The 18741-nt window shown below is 68.8% G+C and carries 14 protein-coding genes and 1 pseudogene; 6 read left to right on the forward strand and 9 right to left on the reverse strand.

What is annotated here, in order from left to right; translation table 11 throughout:
• The first annotated feature begins 173 nt into the window (after window positions 1-173).
• On the forward strand, window positions 174-398 hold the full coding sequence (locus CLV01_RS24200) for a glycine zipper domain-containing protein (RefSeq protein ID WP_099735066.1): 225 nt from the start codon (window positions 174-176) through the stop codon (window positions 396-398).
• 73 nt (window positions 399-471) lie between these two features.
• On the opposite strand, the gene CLV01_RS24205 is transcribed toward CLV01_RS24200, so the two are convergent.
• Window positions 472-1122: a DedA family protein gene (locus CLV01_RS24205; RefSeq protein ID WP_043782650.1), complete on the reverse strand. Its 651-nt coding sequence runs from the start codon at window positions 1120-1122 to the stop codon at window positions 472-474.
• A 273-nt stretch (window positions 1123-1395) separates the two neighbouring features.
• Between CLV01_RS24205 and CLV01_RS24210 the strand changes: the two genes are divergently transcribed.
• Together CLV01_RS24210 and mutL are read left to right on the forward strand one after the other, a co-directional pair.
• Window positions 1396-1686, forward strand: a complete 291-nt coding sequence (locus tag CLV01_RS24210) for a glycine zipper 2TM domain-containing protein (RefSeq protein WP_099733023.1) — start codon at window positions 1396-1398, stop codon at window positions 1684-1686.
• 165 nt (window positions 1687-1851) lie between these two features.
• Window positions 1852-3888 carry a DNA mismatch repair endonuclease MutL gene (mutL, locus tag CLV01_RS24215; RefSeq protein WP_099733022.1) on the forward strand — a complete coding sequence of 679 codons (2037 nt, stop codon included), beginning with the start codon at window positions 1852-1854 and terminating at the stop codon, window positions 3886-3888.
• Window positions 3889-3958: 70 nt separating this feature from the next.
• Here mutL and CLV01_RS24220 read toward each other — a convergent pair whose 3' ends face one another.
• The 3 genes and pseudogenes from CLV01_RS24220 to CLV01_RS24225 form a co-directional block, all read right to left on the reverse strand.
• A complete protein-coding gene (locus tag CLV01_RS24220; RefSeq protein WP_099733021.1) occupies window positions 3959-4963 on the reverse strand; it encodes a Bug family tripartite tricarboxylate transporter substrate binding protein in 1005 nt (334 codons plus the stop codon).
• Between the two features lie 52 nt (window positions 4964-5015).
• A pseudogene (locus tag CLV01_RS29945) lies at window positions 5016-5351 on the reverse strand (M20/M25/M40 family metallo-hydrolase); the annotation flags it as partial.
• Window positions 5234-6238, reverse strand: a complete 1005-nt coding sequence (locus tag CLV01_RS24225; protein ID WP_373681076.1) for an amidohydrolase — start codon at window positions 6236-6238, stop codon at window positions 5234-5236. The gene CLV01_RS24225 and the pseudogene CLV01_RS29945, both read right to left, overlap by 118 nt.
• 116 nt (window positions 6239-6354) lie before the next feature.
• Between CLV01_RS24225 and CLV01_RS24230 the strand changes: the two genes are divergently transcribed.
• Window positions 6355-7374, forward strand: coding sequence for a LysR family transcriptional regulator (locus CLV01_RS24230; RefSeq protein WP_043796609.1), 1020 nt, complete (start codon window positions 6355-6357; stop codon window positions 7372-7374).
• 7 nt (window positions 7375-7381) lie between these two features.
• On the opposite strand, the gene CLV01_RS24235 is transcribed toward CLV01_RS24230, so the two are convergent.
• The 4 genes from CLV01_RS24235 to CLV01_RS24250 form a co-directional block, all read right to left on the reverse strand.
• Window positions 7382-8839, reverse strand: coding sequence for an efflux transporter outer membrane subunit (locus CLV01_RS24235; protein ID WP_099733019.1), 1458 nt, complete (start codon window positions 8837-8839; stop codon window positions 7382-7384).
• 28 nt (window positions 8840-8867) lie between these two features.
• Window positions 8868-12119, reverse strand: coding sequence for an efflux RND transporter permease subunit (locus CLV01_RS24240; RefSeq protein WP_013801083.1), 3252 nt, complete (start codon window positions 12117-12119; stop codon window positions 8868-8870).
• An 86-nt stretch (window positions 12120-12205) separates the two neighbouring features.
• Window positions 12206-13480 carry an efflux RND transporter periplasmic adaptor subunit gene (locus tag CLV01_RS24245; RefSeq protein WP_099733018.1) on the reverse strand — a complete coding sequence of 425 codons (1275 nt, stop codon included), beginning with the start codon at window positions 13478-13480 and terminating at the stop codon, window positions 12206-12208.
• Between the two features lie 114 nt (window positions 13481-13594).
• Entirely contained in the window at window positions 13595-14455 is an 861-nt protein-coding gene (locus CLV01_RS24250; protein WP_099733017.1) for an alpha/beta hydrolase, read from the reverse strand.
• Window positions 14456-14630: 175 nt separating this feature from the next.
• Here CLV01_RS24250 and CLV01_RS24255 point away from each other — a divergent pair, with 175 nt between their 5' ends.
• Window positions 14631-15545 (forward strand): LysR family transcriptional regulator, encoded by a 915-nt coding sequence (locus CLV01_RS24255; protein ID WP_043819201.1) that lies wholly within the window; start codon window positions 14631-14633, stop codon window positions 15543-15545.
• Between the two features lie 352 nt (window positions 15546-15897).
• Window positions 15898-17241: an NADP-specific glutamate dehydrogenase gene (gene gdhA / locus CLV01_RS24260; protein ID WP_013801081.1), complete on the forward strand. Its 1344-nt coding sequence runs from the start codon at window positions 15898-15900 to the stop codon at window positions 17239-17241.
• Between the two features lie 84 nt (window positions 17242-17325).
• Here gdhA and CLV01_RS24265 read toward each other — a convergent pair whose 3' ends face one another.
• Entirely contained in the window at window positions 17326-18645 is a 1320-nt protein-coding gene (locus CLV01_RS24265) for a serine hydrolase domain-containing protein (protein ID WP_099733016.1), read from the reverse strand.
• Between the last annotated feature and the right edge of the window lie 96 nt (window positions 18646-18741).

Below are 18741 nucleotides of genomic sequence, written 5' to 3' on the forward strand. Positions count from 1 at the left end.
GCGGCCGCTGTCGGACGGCAAAGACGCGACACTTCCGAGCCGCCCGGCGGCAGCTCGGGCAGATCTCCTACCGCTGCCGCAAGCCCTGAATGAGAGCATGCAAACATGTTCCACACAGTGCTTGCGCCACACGCCACTCACGGCGACAAGGCAGGCCATCACAGGAGATGAACATGAAGACACGCTTTTATTCCATTGCCGCCGCAGCAGCCATTGCCCTGTTCTCTGCCGGCTGTTCCACCAATCCCAGCAGTGCACAGATCGGTACCGGCGTAGGCGCCGTGGCCGGTGGTGTCGTGGGGGATGCCCTGTTCGGCAGCACGCTGGGCACCGTGGGCGGTGCAGCCGCCGGTGCACTGATCGGTAACGAGGTGGGCAAGCGCAACGACCGCCGCTGATCCCCACTCCCGCTCCATGAAAAAACCCCTTGCGCCATGAAGGTGCAAGGGGTTTTTGCTGTGCGCTGAAAGCTCAGGCGGCCGTCTTGGGCGCGCGCCCCGCACGCCAGGCGCCAAAGATGGCGATCAGGCCCGGCACCAGGATCAGGCCCCAGATGATCTTCTCCAGGTTCTCGCGCACCCAGGGCAGGTTGCCGAAGAAATAGCCGGCTGCGCTGATGCCGAACACCCAGACAATCGCCCCGCCCACATTGAAGGCAGTGAACTTGCCCCGGTTCATAGCGGCCACCCCGGCCACGAAGGGCGCAAAGGTGCGGATGAACGGCATGAAGCGGGCCAGCACGATGGTGATGCCGCCATAGCGCTCGTAGAACGCGTGGGCCTGGTCGAAGGCGCGGCGGTTGAACCAGCGCGAGTCCTCCCACTGGAACACCTTGGGCCCTATGTAGCGGCCGATGGTGTAGTTGCACTGGTCGCCCAGCACGGCCGCCACCAGCAGCACGGTGCAGGCGATCGAATAGTCCATGAGGCCCACGCCGCACAGCGCGCCGACGATGAACAACAGCGAGTCGCCGGGCAGAAAGGGCATGACCACCACGCCCGTCTCCACGAAGACGATGAGAAACAGCAGCGCATACACCCAGGGTCCATAGGCCACGACAAAGGCCTCCAGATGCTTGTCGATGTGCAGGATGAAGTCGATCAGGAACTGAATGATTTCCAAAAGAGAGTCCTCCGCGGCGGGCGCCGCACCGGCCCGTACTGTACTTCGCCGACATGCCCCCACGGCCGAGCCGGAGCCGGTCACGCCATCGCACACACCGGCACTTGCAGGAATCTACAAATGCTTGAAATCAAGCTTGTTTTGTTACACAACTTGATAAAACTCTACGAAAAACTCATGAGTGCGTCAGCTTTTTGCAGGCAAAGTGCTTCCATGCCGTCGGCAATGCCGGCCCGGCCTCACCACCATCGCCAAGACACAAGGAAGCAAGCCATGAACAAGACCCTTCGCACTTTCGCGCACAAGTCCGAACGCCAGTCCGGCTCCACGATGGGCCGCACCCTGGCCATCGCCGCCCTGCTGACCGGCGCGCTCGCGATGGGCGGCTGCGCCCACCGTCCCAACAATGCGCAACTGGGCACGGGCGTGGGCGCCGTGGCCGGTGGCGTGCTGGGCAGCGCGCTGTTCGGCACCACGCTGGGCACCGTGGGCGGCGCCGCGGCCGGTGCGCTGGTCGGCAACCAGATGGGCAGCAACAGCGACCGCTCAGGCCGCCGCCGCTGACCCTGCAGCCGTCCTCATTCAAAGAGTGCCCCCGGCTCCGGCCTTTGTTGCCGGGGACGCCTCTTGGAGCCGCTTTCGCGGCTCCTTTTTTTTGAGGGTGCCGGCGCCGCACACCCCCATTCCCACAGCCCGCAAGCGGTGGATGCGAGCCCCTAGAATTGCCTCGTGAACGCATCCATCCCCTCCTCCGACACCCTCCCCCGCCGCCCCATCCGCGACCTGCCCGACGAGCTGATCAGCCAGATCGCGGCCGGCGAAGTCGTCGAGCGCCCTGCCTCGGTGGTGCGCGAACTCGTGGACAACGCACTGGATGCGGGCGCCCGCCAGATCAACGTGCGGCTGCTGGCCGGCGGCGTGCGGCTGATCTCGGTGGAGGACGACGGCGGCGGCATCCCGCGCGATGAGCTGCCCGTGGCATTGCGCCGCCATGCCACCAGCAAGATCACCGATCTGCACGACCTGGAGACCGTGGCCACCATGGGCTTTCGCGGCGAGGCGCTGGCGGCCATCTGCTCGGTGTCGGAGGCGTCCATCCTCTCGCGCCCAGCGGGCCAGGACTCGGCCTATCTGCTCGATGCGCGCAGCGGCGAGCTGCGCCCCGCCGCCCGCAACCAGGGCACGACGGTCGAGGTCAAGGAGCTGTTCTTCTCCACGCCGGCCCGCCGCAAATTCCTCAAGAGCGACGCCACGGAGCTGGCCCACTGCATCGAGTCCGTGCGCCGCCATGCGCTGGCCCGGCCCGACGTGGGCTTTGCCATCTGGCACGAGGGCAAGCTGGTCGAACAGTGGCGTGCCGCCGGCAGCATGTCGGATGAAGCCCTTGCGCGCCGCCTGGGCGATGTGCTGGGCGACGCCTTCGTGCAGAACTCCGTGACGGTGGAGCACTGGTCGGGCGCCGTCCACGTCACGGGCCGCGCGGGCATTCCCGATGCGGCGCGCTCCCGGCCCGACCACCAGTTCTGCTACGTCAATGGCCGCTTCGTGCGCGACAAGGTGCTGACCCACGCCTCGCGCAGCGCCTACGAGGATGTGCTGCACGGCCACAAGCAGCCTGTCTATGCGCTGTATGTGGAGATCGACCCTGCGCGCGTGGACGTGAACGTGCATCCCACCAAGATCGAGGTGCGCTTTCGCGACAGCCGCGAGGTGCACCAGGCCGTGCGCCACGCCATAGAGAACGCGCTGGCCGCCCCGCGCGCGGCGGCAGCCGCCGCCGCTGCCGCCGAGGAAGCCGCCCGCACCCCGGAGCTGGCCCCTGCCGCACCGGCCACCGCGCCCAAGGTGGCGGCTCCCGCCTGGCCCCAGGCGCGCATGAGCTTTGGCGATGAACAGGGCGGCCACAAGGTCAGCAACATGGCGGGCCTGTGGGCACCCATGCGCGAAGCCGCGCCGGCCCCGGTGGCGCTTCCCGCACAGACGGCCATGCAGACTGCCGGTGCCGCCGAAGTCGCGGTGGACACGCCCGGCGTGCAATGGCCTGCCGGCGATGTGCCCGCCAGCTATGCACCCGCTGCACAGCCCCAGCCAGTCACCGTCACCGTCACCGTCACCGAGCCTTCACCTGCGAACTTCACGCCCCCGGCAGCGGACACCCCTGCCGCTGCCGAGGAAACCATCTGGCCCCTGGGCCGCGCCGTCGCCCAGATCCACGGCGTCTACATCCTGGCCGAGAACGCCCAGGGCATGGTCGTGGTGGACATGCATGCGGCGCACGAGCGCATCGTCTACGAGCAGCTCAAGAATGCCGTCAACGCGGCAGAGCAGATCCCCAGCCAGCCGCTGCTGATTCCCGCCACCTTCGCCGCCACGCCCGAGGAAGTGGCCACGGCCGAGGCCCATGGCGACACTCTGCAGGCCCTGGGCATGGAGGTTTCCCCCTTCTCGCCCAAGACGCTGGCCGTGCGTGCCGTGCCCGCCACTCTGGCCCAGGGCGATGCCGTGGAGCTGGCGCGCAGCGTGCTGGCCGAGCTGGCCCAGCACGACGCCAGCACCGTGGTGCAGCGCGCGCGCAATGAGATCCTGGCCACCATGGCCTGCCACGGCGCCGTGCGCGCCAACCGCCGCCTGACGCTGGACGAGATGAACGCCCTGCTGCGCCAGATGGAAGTCACCGAGCGCTCCGACCAATGCAACCACGGCCGCCCCACCTGGCGGCAGATGAGCATGAAGGAATTGGACGCGCTGTTCCTGCGCGGTCGCTGAACCTGCGCGGCTGCCGCCAGCGCCGCCAGCGCCGCCAGCGCCGTCAGCACCGTCTACACCGTCAACGCCGTCAGTCGCGCATGTTCGCGAAGGCCGCCAGCTGCTCGTATTTGCGGTCTTCCTCGGCGATCAGGTGCGCCAGGTCCTCGCGGCCCGAGGCGGGCACCATGCCTGCATCTTCCAGGCGCTTGCGCACGGCGGGCTCGGCCAGCGCCTCCTGCAGGGCCGCCGTGATGCGCTGCGCGGTGGCGGCGGGCAGCCCGCGCGGCGCCATCAGCGCAAACCAGCCCACCAATTCATAACCGCGCAGCGGCGCCAGTTCGGCCATGGCCGGAACCTGGGGCAAGGCGGACAGGCGCTGCGCGCTGGTGACCGCCAGCGGCACGATGCGCCCGCTCTGCAGAAACGGTTGCGCCGCCGTGGGCGAGAGCATGGCCAGGTCCAGGCTGCCGCCCGCCAGGTCGCTGGTCAACGGCGCCACGCCGCGGTAGGGCACATGGGTGATGGAAACACCCGCGCGCTGCTTGAACAGCTCTCCCGCGAAATGCAGGGTCGACCCCACGCCCGAGCTGCCGTAGCTGAGCTTGCCGGGCTGGCGGCGCGCCAGCTCCAGCAAGTCGGCCATGCTCTTCACGCCCAGGCCCGGGCGTGCGGCCAGGATCAGCGGGCCGGTGGCCACCAGGCCCAGCGGCGTGAAATCGCGGCGGCCGTCGTAGCGCTGCGCGGGGTTGACGATGCGCGTGGCCACCAGCTCGTTGCTGGCCCCCACCAGCAGCGTGTAGCCATCGGCCGGTGCCGAGGCCACGCGCTGGGCCGCAATGGCGCCGGCCGCCCCACCCACGTTGTCCACCACCACCGTGCCGCGCAGCCGCGCGGCCAGCGCATCGCCCACCACGCGGGCGACCAGGTCCACCGAACCACCGGCCGGGTATCCGACGACCAGCTTCAAGGGCTTGGCAGGAAAGCTGCCCTGGGCAGCAGCCGGCAGGGCCAGCCCCAGCGCAGCGGCGCCCAGAAGGCTGCGGCGGCTCAGGACCTGGCGGGCCTCGGAGGAGAGAGGAAATGCAGTGCGCATGGTGGCAATCGCAGGTGAAGTCGTGAAAGGAATCCGGTGCGGGCGCGGCGCCTCAGGCGGCGGACAGAAAGCGCCGGGCCAGCTTCACCCAGTAGGTGGCGGCCAGCGGCAGGATGCGGTCGTTGAAGTCGTAGCCGGGGTTGTGGACCATGCAGCCGCCCGTGCCATGCGTGTCGCCCACGCCGTTGCCCACGATCAGATAGCTGCCAGGGCACTGTTCGAGCATGAAGGAGAAGTCCTCGCTGCCCGTCAGCGGCTGCAGGTCGGCGATCAGCGCCTGCTCGCCCAGCCAGTCGCGCGCCACCTCGCGGGCGAAGACCGTGCTGGCCGCGTCGTTGACCAGGGCCGGATAGCGCCAGCGGTAGTCCACCACGGCCTCGGCCCCAGCGTGGCGGCCTGGGCATGGGCCAGCTCGGTGATGCGTTCGCGCAGCAGGGCACGCACCTCGGGCCGATAGGCGCGCACGGACAGGCGTAGCTCCACCTCGCCGGGGATGACATTCGGTGCGTCGCCGCCATGGATGGCGCCCACGCTGACCACGGCCATGTCGCGCGGATCGACATTGCGCGAGACCACGGTCTGCAGCGCCAGCACCAGGTGGGCCGCCGCCACCACCGGGTCGGCCGACAGGTGCGGGGCCGAGCCATGGCCGCCCTTGCCGCGCACGGTGATGATCACCGTGTCCGACGAGGCCATGAACGAGCCCTCACGAAAGCCGAACTGCCCCTCGGCAAAGCCCGGCATGTTGTGCAGCGCAAAGATGGCATCGCAGGGGAAAAGATCGAACAGGCCGTCCTCCACCATCTTGCGGCCCCCGCCCAGGCCCTCCTCGGCCGGCTGGAAGATCAGGTGCAGCGTGCCGTCGAAGCCGCGCGCCTGGGCCAGTTCGCGCGCGGCGGCCAGCAGGATGGCGGTATGGCCGTCATGCCCGCAGGCATGCATGCGGCCCGCGTGGCGGCTGGCGTAGGGCAGGCCGGTCTGCTCGTGGATGGGCAGCGCGTCCATGTCGGCGCGCAGGCCCAGCCGGCGCGTGCCCGTACCGCAGCGCAGCGTGCCGACCACGCCCGTGCCTCCCAGGCCCCGGTGCACTTCATAGCCCCAGGAGGCCAGGCGCTCGGCCACCAAGTCGCTGGTGGCGAACTCCTCGAAAGCCAGCTCGGGATGGGCATGCAGGTGATGGCGCAGGGCCACCATCTCGGCCTGCGTGGCGCGTATGCCGGCAAGCACCGGATCGGCGGCTTCGGCCATGGTGGAAACGGGCGGGTCAATGTTCATGCCCGCAGTCTAGGAAGCGTGGGCAGCGGGCGGAAGACCGCCAGCGCCTGCCCTGCCAGGCATTGCCTGTCATCCCCCGGCATGCGCCGATCACAGCAATGGCAGGGATGGCAGACATGGCACGAAACCTGCAAGATCGGCCCATGCATTCCCAGCCCCACCCCGATGCCGGTCCCGCCATGAAGCTGCACCAGATGCGCTACCTCGTCGCCGTGGCCGGCTGCGGCAGCGTGCGCGCCGCGTCACGCGCGCTGGGCATCACGCAGTCGGCCATCACCCAGGCCCTGCGCGAACTGGAGGAAGGCCACCGCCTTGCGCTGTTCGAGCGCCAGAGCAGCGGCATCGTCCTCACGCCGGCCGGGCGCACGCTGCTGCGCCACGCCCAGCTGATCACCGGGCAGATGGCCCAGGCCGAGGATGAAATGGCCCGCCTGCGCGACACCTGCGCCGTGGCGCGCCTGTCCGTGGGCGTGACGCCCTGGGTGGGCCAGAGCCTGCTGCCCCATGTGCTGCGCGCCTTCCGCGCCGAACTGCCCCAGGTGCGGCTGGAGCTGTTCGAGGGCCTGTCGGCCGTGGCCCATCCGCGCCTGCGCGAAGGCACGCTGGACCTGCTGATCGGCCGCGTGCCCTCGGGCCCCTCGGGCGGCGACCTGCATGGCACGCCGCTGTTCCGCTATGACGCCACCGTCGTGGCCCGCACCGGCCATCCGCTGGCAGGCGCGCGCTCGCTGGCCGAGCTGATGGACTGCGACTGGCTGCTCAACTACACGCCGCCTGAAGAAGACGATCTGGTGCGGCGCCTGTTCCTGCGCCACGGCCTGCCCGTGCCCGTGGGCCACATCCACCTGGTGCATTCGGCATCGCTGCTGCTGCACCTGATCGCGCACAGCGACATGCTCTCGTTGTGCCCCTGGCCGCTGATCGAATCGGGCGTGCCCCAGGGCACCCTGGTGCCGCTGTCCCTGCGCGAGCAGTTCGAGCCCCACACGGTGGGCGTGGTCCAGCGCGGCCACGGCCCCCTGCCCTGGGTGGCGGAGCGCTTCGTGCACCACCTCATGGAGCAGGTCCACGCCTGCCGCCACAGCCCGGACCCGGTGCTGCAGCGCGTGTTCCGCTCCATTGACGTACTGGCCTGAGGGTGCCTCAGCGCAACGTGGCCTGGGCCACCGGCACGTCAGCCGGCACATCCCAGCCCCCGCCCAGCGCGCGGATCAGGCCCACGGCGGCCTGGTACTGCGCGGACTTCACCTGCAGCGCCTGGCGGCGGTTGCGCAGTTCGCTGCGGCGGGCATCCAGCAGGTCCAGCTGGCTGACGTAGCCATTGCGGTAGCGCGTGTCCGAAAGGCTGGTGGCACGCTTGGCGGCCACCACCGCCTGGCCCTGCACGGTGGACTGCTCCTGCAGGATGCGGATGGATGACAGCTGGTCCTCCACCTCCTGGAAGGCCACCAGCGCCTGCTGGCGGTAGGCGGCCAGCGCGGCATCGAGCTGCGCGCCTGCGGCCTGCACGCCGGCCTCGCGCCGGCCGCCGTCGAACAGCGGCAGCGACAGCAAGGCGCCCACGCCCCAGGAGCGCATGGACCACTTGAACAGGTCACCGACCTCGGGCGAGGCATGGCCGGCCGCGCCGGTCAGCGAGATGCTGGGGAACCAGGCTGTCTTGGCCACGCCCACGCGCGACTGGGCGGCGAACACGGCGCGCTGCGCGGCCGAGATGTCGGGCCGGCGCATCAGCACCGTGGCCGGCACGCCGGCTGGGATGGAGGGCAGCGCCGTGGTCCAGGCGCCTTCGCCCAGGCCGAAGCGCGAGGCCGAGTCACCCACCAGCACGGCCAGCGCATGCTCGACCTGGGCGCGCTGGCGGTCCAGTGCCAGCGCATCCGATTCGGTGGCCGACAGCTCGGCCTGGATGCGCGCCACGTCCAGCTCGGCAATGTCGCCGGCCTGCAGCCTTCGCTCCGACAGGCGCAGCGTGTCGCGGTAGGCCTCCACGGTCTCGCGCATCAGGGCGCGCTCGGCGTCCAGTGCGCGCAGCTGCAGATAGGTCTGCGCGACCTCGGCCTGCACGGCCAGCCGCGTGCTTTGCAGCAGGGCCTCGCGGCCCTCGGCGTCCAGCCTCGATGCGTCGGCCGCCTGGGAAATGCGGCCGAACAGATCGACCTCATAGGACAGGTTCAGTCCCGCATTGACCAGGGTGGCAGGCCGCGTGCCCGAGGCCTTGTCCAGCCCCGCGCCGCGCGTGGCCCCTGCGCCCAGGCCCAGTTGGGGCATGCGCTCGGCATTGGCGCTGCGCGCCAGGGCGCGGGCCTCGGCCAGGCGTGCGGCCGCGGCCTGGATGCTCTGGTTGTCCAGCGTGGCCTTGTCCACCAGCGCGTCCAGCGCCGGGTCGGCAAAGGCCAGCCACCATTGGCCGCGTGCCTGGGCTTCAGCGGGCAGGGCCTGGGTCCAGCCCGCCTGCGGCGCGGCGCCCTGCTCCTTGAAGGCGGGGGCGGCCGGCAGCTCGGGCAGGCTCTGGGACACGCTGGCGCAGCCGGCCAGGGCCAGCGCCGCCACCAGGGGCAGCAGACGCCTGGACAGTTTCGAAAGCGATGGGATCTTCATGATCGGTTCCTGTTCTTGTGGTGTGGGCTCATTCATGCTCGCCACGCGCAGCAGAGGGCATGGGCAGCGCGCCGCCACCCGAGGCATGTCCGTGGGCGGGTGCATGTGCAGGGGCCTCTTCCTCCATCTCTGGACCATGCTGCTTGAGCGGCCGGTTGCCTGCCAGGCGGCGCATCAGCACGTAGAACACGGGCGTCAGGAACAGGCCGAAGGCCGTCACCCCGATCATTCCCGAGAACACGGCCACGCCCATGGCGCGGCGCATTTCCGAGCCCGCGCCCGTGGACAGCACCAGGGGCAGCACGCCCATGACGAAGGCCAGCGAGGTCATCAGGATGGGGCGCAGGCGCAGCCGGCTGGCCTCGATGGCAGCCTGTATGGGCGTGCGCCCCTCGAACTCCAGCTCCCGTGCGAACTCCACGATCAGGATGGCGTTCTTCGCACTCAGCCCCACCAGCACGATGAGCCCGATCTGCGTGAAGACATTGCTGTCGCCACCCGACAGCCACACGCCGGTCATGGCCGCCAGCAGGCCCATGGGAACGATCAGGATGATGGCAATCGGCAGGGTCAGGCTCTCGTACTGCGCGGCCAGCACCAGGAAGACCAGCAGCAGGGCCAGCGGGAACACGATCACCGCCGAATTGCCGGCCAGGATTTCCTGGTAGGTCAGGTCGGTCCATTCGAAGTCGATGCCCTTGGGCAGGGTCTCGGCCGCGATGCGCTTGATGGCGTCCTGTGCCTGGCCCGAAGAGAAACCCGGTGCGGCACCGCCGTTGATGTCGGCCGTGAGGTAGCCGTTGTAGCGCATGGCGCGCTCGGGGCCGAAGCTGGAGTCCACCTTCATCAGCGCCGACAGCGGAATCATCTCGCCCGAGCTGGAGCGCACCTTGAGCATGCCCACGTCCTCGGCACGCGCGCGGTAGGGCGCGTCGGCCTGCACGCGGACGCTGTAGGTGCGGCCGAACTTGTTGAAGTCGTTCGCATACAGGCTGCCCAGGTAGATCTGCATGGTGTCGAAGATGTCCGTCACCGGCACGCCGAGCTGGCGCGCCTTGGTGCGGTCGATGTCGGCATACAGCTGGGGCACGTTGACCTGCCAGCTGGTGAACATGCCGGTCAGCTCGGGCGTCTGGTAGGCCTTGGCCATGAAGGCCTTCACGGCCGCATCCATCTGGTCATAGCCCAGGGAGGCGCGGTCTTCCAGCTGCAGCTTGAAGCCGCCCGTCGTGCCCAGGCCCGCCACGGGTGGCGGCGGGAACATGACGATGAAGGCGTCCTGGATGCCCGCGAAGGCCTGGTTGAGCTGGCCGGCCACGGCGCCCCCGCTCTGGTCGGCGCGCTTGCGCTCGTCAAAGGGCTTGAGCGTGGCGAAGACGATGCCCGAGTTGGAGCTGTTGGTGAAGCCGTTGATGGACAGGCCCGGGAAGGCGATGGTGTCCTCCACGTTGGGGTTGTCCTTCATGATCTCGCCCATGCGGCGGATCACCTCGTCCGTGCGGTCCAGCGTGGCGCCGTCGGGCAACTGGGCAAAGCCGATCAGGTACTGCTTGTCCTGCGCGGGCACGAAGCCCGAAGGCACGGCCTTGAACAGGCCGAAGGTCACGGCGATCAGCGCCAGGTAGATGGCCAGCATCAGCGCCTTGCGCGAGATCACGCGGCCCACGCCGCCGCTGTAGGCCTCGGAGCCCCGGTGGAACATGCGGTTGAAGCCGCGGAACAGCCAGCCGAAGGCCCGGTCCATGCCGCGCGTCAGCGCGTCCTTGGGCGCATCGTGGCCGCGCAGCAGCAGGGCCGCCAGCGCGGGCGACAGGGTCAGCGAGTTGATGGCCGAGATCACCGTGGAGATGGCGATGGTCACCGCGAACTGCTTGTAGAACTGGCCCGTGAGGCCGCTGATGAAGGCCAGCGGCACGAACACCGCCACCAGCACCAGGGCGATGGCGATGATGGGCCCGGACACTTCGCGCATGGCGCGGTAGGTGGCGTTGCGCGGCGTGAGACCGGCCTCGATGTTGCGCTCCACGTTCTCGACCACGACGATGGCGTCATCCACCACGATGCCGATGGCCAGCACCAGGCCGAACAGGCTCAGCGCGTTGATGGAAAAGCCCAGCAGATGCAGCACGGCAAAGGTGCCGATCACCGACACCGGCACGGCCAGCAGCGGGATGATGGAGGCGCGCCAGGTCTGCAGGAACAGGATCACCACCAGCACCACGAGCACGATGGCCTCCAGCAGCGTGTGCACCACCGATTCGATGGAGGCGCGCACGAACTGCGTGGGGTCGTAGGCAATGCGGTACTCCAGGCCCTCGGGCATGTTCTTGTTCAGGGCCTCCATGGTCTTGCGCACGTTGGCCGAGATTTCCAGCGCATTGGAGCCCGGCGCCTGGAACACGCCCATGCCCACGGCCGGGTCGTTGTTCAGCAGCGAGCGCAGCGAATAGTCGGCCGCGCCCATCTCCAGGCGGCCGATGTCGCGCAGGCGGGTCACGGCGCCGTCGGAGCCGCTCTTGACGATGATGTCGCCGAAGTCCTCCTCGCTTTGCAGGCGGCCCTGGGCGTTGATGGACAGTTGCATGTCCACGCCCGGCAGCCCCGGCGAGGCGCCGACCACGCCGGCCGCAGCCTGCACGTTCTGGCCGCGGATGGCAGCCACCACATCGCTGGCCGACAGGCCGCGCTGCGCCACCTTCTGCGGGTCCAGCCACACGCGCATGGCGTAGTCGCCGCCGCCGAAGATCTGGATCTGGCCCACGCCTTCGATGCGCGCCAGCGGGTCCTTCACGTTCAGCACCGCGTAGTTGCGCAGGTAGTTGATGTCATAGCGCTGGTTGGGCGAGACCAGGTGCACCACCATGGTCAGGTCGGGTGCGCTCTTGACCGTGGTGATGCCCAGGCGGCGCACCTCTTCCGGCAGGCGCGGCTCGGCCTGCGAGACGCGGTTTTGCACCATCTGCTGCGCCTTGTCGGGGTCGGTGCCCAGGCGGAAAGTGACGGTCAGCGTCATCACGCCGTCGCTGGTGGCCTGGCTGCCCATGTAGAGCATGCCTTCGACGCCGTTGATCTGCTCTTCCAGCGGCGTGGCCACGGTCTCGGCGATCACCTTGGGATTGGCGCCCGGGTACTGGGCGCGCACCACCACGGACGGCGGCGCGACCTCGGGGTATTCCGAGATCGGCAGCCCGCCCATGGCGATCAGGCCGGCGATCAGCATCAGCAGCGAAAGCACGCCTGCGAAGATCGGCCGGTCAATGAAGAATTTGGATAGGTTCATGGTGTTTGGCTCCGCCACGGCAAAGCGCGGCCCATGCCGCCTGCGGTCAGGCGGCATTTCAGAGGCAGGAAAGGTGTGCGGCTAGATCAGGACTTGGTTGCGTCAGCCACTTGTTCGGCTGCCTGCCGGGTGCCCGGCTGGCGGGCATCGGCCCGCGCATCCATGGACACCTCCTTGGGCGCGACCAGGGCGCCGGGGCGGATGTGCTGCAGGCCATTGACGACCACGCGCTCGCCGGGCTGCAGGCCCTGGGTCACGTTGCGCAGGCCGTTGACCGAGGCGCCCAGGGCCACCTCGCGGTACACGGCCTTGTTGTCGCCGCCCACCACCATCACGTACTTCTTGCTCTGGTCCGTGCCGATGGCGCGCTCGCTGACCAGCAGCATGCTGCTGTCGCGCGCCTGGCCCATGCGGATGCGGGCAAACTGGCCGGGCATGAGGGCGCCATCCTTGTTGTCGAAGGCGGCGCGCACGCGCACCGTGCCGCTTCGGGCATCGACCTGGTTGTCGATCAGCTGCAGCCGGCCCTCGAAGGGCGTGCTGCCGGCCGTGGCCGTGCCCATCTGCACGGGAATGCTGTCGATCTTGGCGCGGTTGCCCGCGCTGCCGCCCAGCTCCTTGAGTGCACGCGTGATGACCTGCTCATCGGCATCGAAGCTCGCATAGATGGGGCTGACCGAGACCAGCGTGGTCAGCACCGGCGCGCCCGGGCCTGCGGCCACCAGGTTGCCCACGGTGATCTCGCGCTTGCCGATGCGGCCCGACACGGGGGCGCGCACCTGGGTGTAGCCCAGGTTCAGCCGCGCCGATTGCAGGGACGCCTGGGCCGCGCGCAGATTGGCCTCGGCCTCGCTGCCTGCGTTGATGCGCTCGTCCAGCTCGCGCTGCGCAATCGCCCGCTCGTCCCACAGGCGGCGTGCGCGCTCCTGCTCGCTGCGTGCATAGGACTGGCGTGCCTGGGCCGAGGCCACCTGCGCTTCGGCCCGCTCGACCTCGGCCGCATACGGTGCGGGATCGATGGTGATCAGCAGTTCGCCCTGCTTGACCAGCGCGCCCTCGCGAAAGTGCACGGCCTGCACGGCGCCAGCCACGCGCGAGCGAATGTCCACGCGCTCCACGGCTTCAAGGCGGCCCGAGAACTCGTCCCAGGCGGTGACTTCGCTTTCGGCGACCGTGGCCACCGACACGGGCGTGGCGGCGGGCTGGGCGCTGGCGGCCGCGTCATCGGCCTTGGCCTCGAAGCCATGCAGGCCGAACAGGCCGGCGCTGACGGCGAGGATGGCCGCAGCGGCGGCCGGCAGCCTCCAGCCCTTGCGCTGGGCCGAGACGGAAGAAGAGGATGAGGTGGATTCGGTGGACATGGTGTTTTTTTGCGAAATTCAGGGAACACGATGCCCGCCCGGCGCCTGAACGCGCCGGGAAGGCGGAAGGGGAAAACGGGGCAGCAGGTGTCGCCGGCTGCGGCGGCGCGGGGCCTAGCCCGGTGCTGCGGGCTTGTTCATGGTGGCCTCGAAGAAGTCATGCACATGCTGGAACACGGCGGCGCTGCAGGCCGTACAGGCCTCGGCCTCGGACAGGGCCTGCGGCCAGTTCGACGCGCTGGGCAGCACATGGCTGCTGGCTGTCACCCCGGCCGCGCGCAGGCGGCCCGCATAGGCCTGGGCCTCGTCGCGCAGCGGGTCGTCACCGCCCACCAGCACCAGGGCCGGCGGCAGCTGGGCCAGGCGCAGCGAGCTGCCGGGCACGGCATAGGGATGCATGGCGTCCTTGGGGCAGCTCAGGTACTCGCGCCAGCCCGTGGCCCAACGGCATTCGCCGGCCTCGGGCGTGGCCTCGCGCTGCGAGGCGGTGCCGGTGCAGGGATCGAGCATGGGCGACACCAGGATCTGGCCCGCCAGCGGCGGATGGCCCCGGTCGCGCGAGATCACGGCCACTGCAGCGGCCAGGTTGCCGCCGGCTTCTTCACCCGCGAGGAACAGCGGTGCGCCCTTGCCCGCCATCTTCACGCGGTGCTTGTACAGCCACTGCAGCACGGCGTAGCCCACCTCGATGGGCTGGGGAAACGGATGCTCGGGCGCCAGCGGGTAGGCCAGCGACACCACGACGGCGCCCGCCTCGGCCAGCAGCCGGCCGATGTAGCGCCCGTTGTCCAGCGTGCCGCAGACAAAGGTGCCGCCATGGAAATGCAGCACCAGCGGCGAGACCGTGCCGGGCCTGCGCTGGCCATAGGCGCGCGCAGCCACGGTGCCGTGCTCGGGCAGCTCGATGGAGAATTCTGTTTCGGCAATCTGCGCCCCGGCGGCGGGGCCGTTCGGAAGCGAGGGGGAAGTGGACATGGCGCGAACCTGCGGCAATGGTCGATGGTTGGAATATAGGCGGCGCCGGCCATGTCTGAAATAGCAACGCAGCCATCGCTCTGTTTCCGTTTCACGAACAATCGCCCGATACCGCGCATGTGAGAATTCCGCCGAGCCGGCATTCCCTTGCCGGGCGCTGCAGGAGCAACTTTCCATGGACCAGATCCAGGCCATGCGTGTCTTCGTTCGCGTGGTGGAAGCCGGCAACTTCACCCGCGCCGCCGATTCGCTCGACCTGCCCAAGGGCACGGTCACCAAACAGATACAGGCGCTGGAGGCGCGCGTGCGCGTCAAGCTGCTCAACCGCACGACGCGGCGCGTCACCGTCACGCCCGATGGCGCGGCCTACTACGAACGCGCGGCACGCCTGCTCAACGACTTCGACGATCTCGAAGCCAGCATGGTCAACACCCAGACCGCGCCCAGCGGGCGGCTGCGGCTGGACGTGGGCAGCTCCATGGCCCGGCTGATCATCATTCCGGCGCTGACCGAATTCTGCGAACGCTACCCCGACATACAGATTGACCTGGGCGTGGGCGACCGCCTGGTGGACCTGATCAGCGACAACGTGGACTGCGTGATCCGCGGGGGCGAGCTCAGCGACCAATCCCTGGTGGCGCGGCGCATCGGCTCCATGAACTGGGTCACCGTGGCCTCGCCCGCCTACCTGGCACGCCACGGCGTGCCCCAGCACCCTTCCGAGCTGGATACGAAGCACCAGATCGTCGCCTTCTTCGCGGGCCATACGCGGCGCATGTACCCGCTGGAATTCCAGCGGGGCGATGAATCCATCGAGGTGGCGGGCAACTACCGCATCGCGGCCAACGACAGCAATGCCTACACGGCCGCCGTGCTGGCGGGCTTTGGCATCGCGCAGCTGGTCACGGCCTTTGCCCAGCCGCTGATCGACAGCGGCGAACTGGTCGAGGTGCTGCCGGAATGGACCCAGCCGCCGCTGCCCATTCACGTGGTCTATCCGCCCAACCGCCACCTCAGCGCCAAGGTGCGGGCCTTCGTGGACTGGGCCGCCGACCTGTTCGCGCGCCATCCCCAGCTGCAGCGCAGCTGAAAGGCCGCCGATGGGATGGCCGGGCGGGCCCAAGCCCCATCCGGCTGCAAGGCCTTCCTAGCCACTCTTCATGTCAGCTGGCATGGCGCCAGCCATTCCCATTCGCCATGGCCATGCACGCCACCGGATACGGCTAATCCAGGCCGCAGCCTGCCCGCTCACTGCGGCACGCAGGCCCTGCCCATGCACCAAATACCGTCGGCACCTCTCTGGAAATGCACCGAAAAACGGCATTCAGGCACCAAGCACGGGCACCGTTCACCAAAACGATGCATGACGGCATAACTTTTTGGCATAATTTTGGTTTGCACTCACCCCTTCCCGCAGCCGTTTTTTAGTCAGAGGTTTTTCCATGAAGTACGAGTCCGTCGGCCAATTCCTTGAAGAAGTGGCGCAACGCAACCCCGGCCAGCCCGAATTCCTGCAAGCCGTCACCGAAGTGATGGAAAGCCTCTGGCCCTTCATCGAGAAGAACCCCAAGTACGCCGAACTCGGCCTGCTGGAGCGTCTGGTCGAGCCCGAGCGCGTGGTCATGTTCCGCGTGAGCTGGACCGACGACAAGGGCCATGTGCAGGTCAACCGCGGCTTCCGCATCCAGCACAGCATGGCCATCGGCCCCTACAAGGGCGGCCTGCGTTTCCACCCCTCGGTCACGCTGTCCGTGCTCAAGTTCCTGGCCTTCGAGCAGACCTTCAAGAACGCGCTGACCACGCTGCCCATGGGCGGCGGCAAGGGCGGCTCGGACTTCGATCCCAAGGGCAAGAGCCCCGCTGAAGTCATGCGCTTTTGCCAGGCCTTCGTCACCGAGCTGTTCCGCCACGTGGGCCCGGACACCGACGTGCCGGCAGGCGACATCGGCGTGGGCGGCCGCGAAGTGGGCTTCATGGCCGGCATGTACAAGAAGCTGTCCAACAGCGCCGCCAGCGTGTTCACGGGCAAGGGCCTGTCCTTCGGCGGCTCGCTGATCCGCCCCGAAGCCACCGGCTACGGCACCGTCTACTTCGCCCAGGAAATGCTGGCCACGCGCGGCCAGTCCTTCGCAGGCAAGACCGTCTCGGTCTCGGGTTCGGGCAACGTGGCCCAGTACGCCGTGGAGAAGGCCCTGCAGCTGGGCGCCAAGGTGGTGTCGGTCTCCGACTCCTCGGGCACCGTGTATGACCAGGACGGCTTCACCACCGAGAAGCTGGCCATCCTGATGGACGTGAAGAACCACCGCTACGGCCGCGTGGACGAGTACGCCAAGCTGGTGGGCGCCGAGTTCCTGCGCGGCAAGACGCCGTGGCACCTGAAGGTGGACGTGGCCCTGCCCTGCGCCACGCAGAACGAACTGACCGAGGAAGACGCCAAGGTGCTGATCGCCAACGGCGTGGTCTGCGTGGCCGAAGGCGCCAACATGCCCTCGACCATCGAAGCCGCCAAGGCCTTCGAGAAGGCCGGCGTGCTGTACGCACCGGGCAAGGCCAGCAACGCCGGTGGCGTGGCCACCTCGGGCCTGGAGATGAGCCAGAACGCGGCCCGCCTGTCCTGGCCCGCCGAGGAAGTCGATGCCCGCCTGCTGCAGATCATGCAAGGCATCCACGCCGCCTGCCTGAAGTACGGCAAGCGCGAGGACGGCACGGTCAGCTACATCGACGGCGCCAACATCGCCGGTTTCGTCAAGGTGGCCGACGCCATGCTGGCCCAGGGCGTGATCTGAGCATCAACGCTCCCCATCCCTGACGAAAGCCCATGCAGCCTGCTGCATGGGCTTTTTTCATGGAAAGAGATGGATTCGCGCGCCTTACCTGTCGCGCACCGCATCGGCCAGCGCCGCCCAGGCCTTGAGCGTCAGCGCATGCGTGAAGGCCGCGCCCGCCACCGGGTGCGATGACAGCTTGACCACCACCATCTGCGCGGCCGGGTTCACGTGGATGAACTGGCCGTGTATGCCGGCGGCCTCGTAGGCGCCATCGGCGTTGTGCAGCACCCACCACTGGTTGCGGTAGCTGTAGCCGGGCCGCGCGGCCTGGATGCCGCGGAACTTGAACTGCTCGCGGTCGCCGCCGCGCGCAATGTCGTCCAGCACCGCCTTGTCGAAGATCTTGTGGCCGTTGAAGCTGCCGCCCAGGCGCAGCATCTCGCCCACGCGCGCCAGGTCACGCGCCGTGGCGTTCAGGCCCGCGCCCTGCAGCGGCGTGCCGGTGCTGTCCACCATCACATAGGCGTCTTCCTGCATGCCCAGCTTCTGCCAGATGTTCTCGCTCATGAGATCGCTCCAGCGCCGGCCCGTGACGCGCGAGACGATCCAGCCCAGCACCTCGGAATGCACGGTGCGGTAGACAAAGCCCTCGCCATGCGTGCCTTCCTTGGGCAGCGTCTTGAGGAAGTCGTACACATTGGTCGGCCCCGCGTAGCCGGGCGGACGCGGCAGCATGCCCGAGGCCCAGGAGTAGCCGAAGATCTCGGTCTTGGGGTCGGTGTAGTCCTCGCGAAAGCGCACGGCGCCCGTCATGTCCATGACCTGGCGCACCGTCATGTCGCCCCAGGCCGAGCCTTCCAGCTCAGGCACGTACTTCGTCACCAGCGCCTGGGGGTCGATGCGCCCTTCGTGGGCCAGTTGCGCGGCCATCAGGCCGGTGAACGACTTGGTGACCGAGAACAGCAGGTGCGGCGAGCTGGCTTGCATCTGGTTCTGGTAGCGCTCGAAGACCACCCGTCCCTTGTGCAGCACCACAATGGCGTCGGTATAGGTGCGGTCCAGCCATTGGTCCACGGTGACGGGCTGGCCCTTGTCGTCGTCAAAGCGCAGGCTGCCCAGGGCCATGGGCGCTTCGGGCAGGGCCGAGGGCGCCGCCGCGCCGCGCCGGATGTTCTGCGTGGGCTGGATTTCGCGCAGGTGCTGCACCACCCAGCGCAGTTGCGGATAGCGGTAGCCGTTGGACACGTCCACACGCTTGTCTGCGGCCGGAGGAAAGCCCTGCATCAGCCCCAGTTGCTCCAGGCGCACGCTGTCGGGCGGCGGCAGCGCAGGTGCTGCCGGGGCCTGGGCTGCAGCCCAGCCGGGCAGCAGCGCCAGCAAGGCCATGGCATGCCGGGAACGCCGAAAGAGCTGACTGACCATCGCTGTCTCCTTGGTTTTGGAAACGGCCAGTCTTGCAGAAAGCCCTCGGCCGGTCACGGGTGTTCGCCCGCCCGCAGGCCGGCGGGCTGTCGTCTG

It is taken from the genome of Delftia sp. 60 (assembly GCF_002754395.1).
Taxonomy (GTDB): domain Bacteria; phylum Pseudomonadota; class Gammaproteobacteria; order Burkholderiales; family Burkholderiaceae_C; genus Comamonas; species Comamonas acidovorans.